General features: G+C 63.1%; 2 protein-coding genes and 1 pseudogene. 2 read left to right on the top strand and 1 reads right to left on the bottom strand.

What is annotated here, in order from left to right; all coding sequences use genetic code 11:
- Positions 1-92: 92 nt before the first annotated feature.
- Both Q392_RS26240 and Q392_RS26235 read left to right on the top strand, forming a co-directional pair.
- Positions 93-275 (top strand): annotated as a pseudogene (locus Q392_RS26240) (excisionase family DNA-binding protein); the annotation flags it as partial.
- A complete protein-coding gene (locus Q392_RS26235) occupies positions 272-847 on the top strand; it encodes a PIN domain-containing protein (RefSeq protein WP_038215488.1) in 576 nt (191 codons plus the stop codon). The pseudogene Q392_RS26240 and the gene Q392_RS26235, both read left to right, overlap by 4 nt.
- Positions 848-1,288: 441 nt before the next feature.
- On the opposite strand, the gene Q392_RS26230 is transcribed toward Q392_RS26235, so the two are convergent.
- Positions 1,289-2,296 carry an integrase domain-containing protein gene (locus Q392_RS26230; RefSeq protein WP_051953982.1) on the bottom strand — a complete coding sequence of 336 codons (1,008 nt, stop codon included), beginning with the start codon at positions 2,294-2,296 and terminating at the stop codon, positions 1,289-1,291.
- Positions 2,297-3,397: the final 1,101 nt, after the last annotated feature.

Here is a 3,397-nt window from a genome sequence, read left to right as displayed (position 1 = left end):
GCACTCGGCCAACGGATTCCTCGCCCCTGTGACCTGGGAGAACGCCCAGTTGGCTGCATGACTTGATGTACGTGGAAACGAGGCAGGGTCAGTCCCGGCCACACTTGGTCAAGCTGCTCGAAGAGGGTGCACTTCCCTTCCACAGGGCTGGCAAGCATCGGCGCGTCCGATTTGCCGATCTGATGCAGTTCAAGGCCCAGAGAGACCAAGCCAGCGAAGACGCCATGGCGGCATTGGCGAAGCAGGCTCAGGAACTGGGCATGGGCTACGAATGAGGCAGTCGCCATTCACGGCCGTCTATGACGCGTGCGTGCTGTACCCGGCGCCGTTGCGGGACTTCCTCATGTGGCTGGGTCTTTCTGGCCGCTTCCGGGCGCGTTGGAGCACGCAGATCCACGAGGAATGGAAACGCAACCTGCTGATCAACCGGCCGGATCTTCGCCCGGATCAGGTTGGCCGCACATCGGCATTGATGGACAAGGCCATCCCGGATGGCCTGGTCTCGGACTACGAAGCGCTCATCGCCGGATTGCGCCTGCCAGACCCGGACGACCGCCACGTCCTGGCTGCGGCCATCCGTTGCGGCGCCAGCGTCATCGTGACCTTCAACGAGAAGGATTTTCCGCAGGCAGCGCTCGCGCCCTTCGGCATCGAGGCACAGCATCCCGACCTGTTCATCGACAACCTGTTCGACCTGGATGCGGCCGCAATCGTATCGGCAGCGCAGAAGCAGCGGGCGCAGTTGAAGAGCCCGCCGCTGGATGTGGACCGCTACCTCGACGCGTTGCTGCGACAAGGTCTGGTCCAGACCGTCAAGGCACTTTCGACCTATCGGGCCATTCTCTGACCAAAGCCGCCTGCAGCGGAACTGATGGTCGAGCACCAACAAAGCTTCGAGTTCATCGGGCACATCGAAGCCTGCTCTTTCGCAGACCGCACGGAACGCCTCGAAGTGCCGTGACAACGGCACACTCGGTCGCTTCATGCTGCACTCTCGGAAATAGGCCCCCAACGCATGCGTGCGAGTGCGCTGCACGTCGGCAGTGATGTCATCGAGCACGTCGATTCGCCACAGCGGGCTTTCCGCCATGAAATCGGCAGGAGGGACGAACACGGCCTCTCCAGCATTGCGGTCATAGTAGAAGCCTCGCAAAGCACATGGCGATGCGGACAGCACGCTCACCTCCTCTTCCGCCGGCACGTCAATGCCGGGGCTGAGCCAATAACGGCTGCGGGGACTGGGTTCATTCATGATGGGTTCCTTTCGGGGAGATGGACAAGGCATTGGTCAGAGAGCGTTAGGGCCGCAACCACGATGGCTGGGCTGCGTTGCAGGCTTGGGTGTCTTGCCGAAGTACGCGTTCGTGATCTGCTTCCTGCCATGCCCCAGGTGCTCGGCGATCTGCTGCCGCGCTTGGTGGTCAAGGTCCGGATCGACAGGGGCGCCGCCAGCCACCGGAGGCCGCTGCCCCGTCATGGCTTCGTAGCCATCGGCCGCTCCCTGATGACGCAAGCCATGCGGAGTTACGCCCAGCCCGGCACGGGTGATGCCGTGACGCTCCATCACGTAGCGCAAATGCCGCATGGCCTGCTGCAGTGTCAAACGCGGATCGCTGACGCTCTCATGCACGCCCACCGTCACCCGGCGCGCATAGTCGATGGCAGCGACCCGCTGCGCCGTATTGATGGCGACCATCCGCTCCCGGCCACCTTTGGTGCCCCGGTGCGTGTCGAGGTAGAAGGCGGCTAACTTGCCGTCCTTGCCCGCCTGGGCGGCCGTGATGACATCTTCATGAGGTCGCAGCATCACGCTTTCCTTGAAGCGAAGATGGAAAGCCTGCATGAGCTTCAATGAGGCAGCCGCATGCACATCGTGTGCTTCAACCATCCGGATCACCGCGTCCGCTTCCACACCCTGTGCGCGCCATGACTTGTCGACGCCCGTGGCCAGCGAGCGCTGATAGAGCCGCGCATCGTCGAAGTAGCAGCCAATCGGGCGCAACAACCTCGGCTTGCCGATCCAGACGGTGAAGGTCTTCAGGAAGCTGAAGTAGGTCTGAATGGTCGCCGAGCTCATGCGTCCGGCCTTGGCTTCGGATTGCCAGTGCGCAGTCACCGCTTCCGCATGCCGGCCGCTGAAGGATCGCGGATCGAGCTTGAACTGCAGGGGCGGCTGGCGGAGGAAGCCGAACAGCCAGTGGCAGAAGCGCTGGCGCTCGGCCATGGTCTTGTGGCTGACGCCCTTGTGCCTGCTGCTGTGCCGCCAGTTGTGTTCTCGCAGGAGCAGGTTCAGCACGTAACGCCATCGTCTGGGCGACAAAGGCAATTCATGCAGTCCCGGTTGATCGTCCCGACCCAGGCCATGTCGACCGGGCTTGGGGTTGGTTGAGGAGGCGCAATCCCTGCGCCCAAAGGTTCGTTTCGCGTTCATGGTGTCGTGTTCCGTCATCAATGGAAGAGCCCTGGTTTCGCTGCATCAGCGGGCTCCATGACCGATGCCATGCCAGTGGTTTGTGGCCATCGCCCGTGCGACAGCCACGCGGAGGTACGTAAAAGTGATCGCCGGCCAGCACGCGTCTTGCGCGATGTGGCGTTCGCCGCAGCGAACCAGGCCCTCAAGGAACCCGAGGCAACCCCGGAGGCATGAATGACCTCCGGTGCGATGCCCGAGCGGCACCGCGAACTCATCCCCATCGCCGGCCTGACTGGCAGCGCCCGTTCCGCGACGGGCGCGCAAAGCCGTTCCACGACGGCCATGCCGCCACACAAGGTGGAACAGGCAGGGCTGACAGGTGTCAGTGCGTGGGTGCGAGGGAGAAGAACTCGAACGCCAACCCCGCAGGGCAGGCGTCATTCGCAGCCGAGAACGGTGCGAGAGATCGAGGGGAACGACAGATCACCCGGGGGTGATCAGACTGTCGGTGCTCAAGGCATGGGCGGTCGGGCCGCCGCAAGACAGGGCGCAGCCACTCAAGGTGACTGTGCCCGGACACGAAAACCTCGCCGTCGCATCGGGTGCGACGAAAAGGCAAGGCCGCCACGTGGTCAAGGCCGCGCGGCACGTGTCCATTGAAGGACTCCATGGATGCAAGGCATCCGAATACTCAGCGCACGAGGCGCAACGGTGAAAGATCACCGTGACTTGAGGGCTCGCTCTACGTGCTCGATGCACGCCCCCGACGGTCGCCAGCTGAACCATGCGTCGGAAAGGTGCGTCCAGTGTGCTGCCGGATGTCTGCCCTTGCAAGCGCGAAAACTGCCGTTTAGTACGCCACCAGCCGAAATGCACCGTGCTTTGCGGGGTGTCAAGCGCCATCCAGATCTGGCCCCCTGACGACATTGAGTTCTGCCCCCCGGTTGATGATCAGTTCGTTGTCGCTTCGGTATTCGCGCTGGC

The organism is Xenophilus azovorans DSM 13620 (assembly GCF_000745855.1).
Taxonomy (GTDB): Bacteria; Pseudomonadota; Gammaproteobacteria; order Burkholderiales; family Burkholderiaceae_C; genus Xenophilus; species Xenophilus azovorans.
Note: the sequence above shows the minus strand (reverse complement) of the source record. Positions and strands in the feature narration are given on the sequence as shown.